At 39.6% G+C, this 1,488-nt stretch carries 2 protein-coding genes; both read right to left on the reverse strand.

The annotated features are described in order from the left end of the window. Nucleotides 1-361 precede the first annotated feature (361 nt). Nucleotides 362-829 carry a YHS domain-containing (seleno)protein gene (locus tag H5072_RS19275; protein WP_182694485.1) on the reverse strand — a complete coding sequence of 156 codons (468 nt, stop codon included), beginning with the start codon at nt 827-829 and terminating at the stop codon, nt 362-364. Between the two features lie 137 nt (nt 830-966). Further along, a complete protein-coding gene (locus H5072_RS19280; protein ID WP_182694486.1) occupies nt 967-1,413 on the reverse strand; it encodes a DUF2147 domain-containing protein in 447 nt (148 codons plus the stop codon). Between the last annotated feature and the right edge of the window lie 75 nt (nt 1,414-1,488).

A 1,488-nucleotide genomic window follows, 5' to 3' on the forward strand; every position in this document is an offset into this window, starting at 1 on the left:
CCCGCAACTAAACTAGTTGCGGGCTTTTTAACTAGGGTCTGTTGATCTTTTAAGGTTAAATTTGCAGCAGTCTGTTTGGTATTTAGGCAAGACAGAGCCTATGCAGTGTGGTTATTCCCCATAAATGGGCGATAACGCAGCATAAATGCCAAACATGCACTGCCCTCTGGGTTCTTTCTAGGGGCGATCAACTCTTTGTTGCCTACATGGATGTAGGTAAGGGGCGTGAGCAGGACGCGGAAGCTTTGCTCGGTTTTTACTTAGCCCACTAGGTTACAAATCTCGCGCCGCGATTAAATAGCCCCTAGTTTGAACAAATTTTAATCCGCAAAGTTCAACAGACCCTAATAATATGAGTAATTTATTGAAACGTCATAACATTGGTCGTTTGTGGGTAATATCCATCAGCCATAACAATGTACGGTAGTAAATTACTTAACCATTTTTGCTGCACGCTTTCGCTATAGTTTAAGTAAAGCTTACCTTCGTGAATGTAAAATGCTTCTGGATCTATACCTACAGCGTTACCTTCATCAGCCATTGCATAAGCGCACCAGCCACCGTATTGCGGTGCATAACGCTTTGGGTTTTCTGCAAATGCCGTTTTGTTTTCTTCACTCGAAAAATGCCAGTCGGCACCTAAATAACTAAACGTATATTTGTCGCTGCCTTTAACGGCTTTATTTTGGGTAAAATAAGCAACACTGTCATACCCTTTAATAGCCGTGTTATTAAACCAGCCCGTGTTTACCGCATCATCCTTTGCGTTTGCCCCACCGCTTATTAACAGTGTGCTAAGCATTATTAAAGCAACTATGTACTTAATCATATTTTACCCTTTTATTTACTCAAAATTTTATGCCAATTAAATATGGCAGGCTTAGTGAGTAAGAAAGGCAAAGCGCAAAAATGATTTCAGTTAATGCTTAATTATTTAACGTTTAGTAATTAAGTAAGTAGTTAAACTTACTCAACTCTTAGCCAATATTGGTTTCGGTAAAAAAAGCCAATGTAACCGCGCACTTCGAGCTTTTTACCTTCATCTTGCGGGGTTAATTGTAAGGTGTAGGTTTTACCATTTGTTGGGTCGAGTATTTCACCGTCTCCCCATACGCCATCATCTTGTGCTTTTACATCGGTGATTATGGTCATTCCTAAAATAGGCTGATCTTTTAGCTCATCATCACACTTACTGCATATATCATTTTGTTTTGCAGGGTTAAGAATGGTTTCAACTTTGCCGCTTAATACACCGTTGGTTTGGGTAATACGTACATACGACTTAGCTTGGTTTGTATCCTCATCAATCGTTTTCCAAAGGCCTACTGGCGTAATAGCAGCAAGCACACTTTGGCTTGCAAAAATGGTGGCTGCTAACGTGCTAAGTAATGCTAATTTATTTAACTTTTTCATTGTGTTGCCTTTTAAATTAAGTGGCCAATGGCTAAATCATATCAGGTGATTTATAAACACACTATTAAAGCGCTG

Source organism: Pseudoalteromonas sp. SR45-5 (genome assembly GCF_014163565.1).
In the GTDB taxonomy this organism is placed as follows: Bacteria; Pseudomonadota; Gammaproteobacteria; order Enterobacterales; family Alteromonadaceae; genus Pseudoalteromonas; species Pseudoalteromonas distincta.

Coding starts and splice junctions, on each gene's coding strand:
- H5072_RS19275 (WP_182694485.1), bottom strand. CDS start 829: ATGATTAAGTACATAGTTGCTTTAATAATGCTTAGCACACTGTTAATA.
- H5072_RS19280 (WP_182694486.1), bottom strand. CDS start 1,413: ATGAAAAAGTTAAATAAATTAGCATTACTTAGCACGTTAGCAGCCACC.